Here is a 248-nt window from a genome sequence, read left to right as displayed (position 1 = left end):
CTCAGTCTCATATCCGCGGATACCGTTCTGTCGGCCCGCACTCCATTCCTTCGGCGGGGTTCCCCAAGTCTGTCGAGGCGCATGCGGAGGGCTCCGCGCGCACAGCGAAATAGGGGGTATCCCCGAAGGCCGCCCGGCTCGCCGGGACGGGGGCTATGTCTATTCCGCGCCCTCCCGGCACATCATGCCGAGGGCCCAGAGCCACCTCACGAGCTCGGCCGCGGTGGCCTTCGCCGCGGGCACGCCGC

The sequence above is a fragment of the Collinsella sp. AM38-1BH genome (assembly GCF_003467545.1).
Lineage (GTDB): Bacteria > Actinomycetota > Coriobacteriia > Coriobacteriales > Coriobacteriaceae > Collinsella.
The sequence above is the reverse complement of the archived record's forward strand: the minus strand, read 5'-3'. Positions refer to the sequence as shown.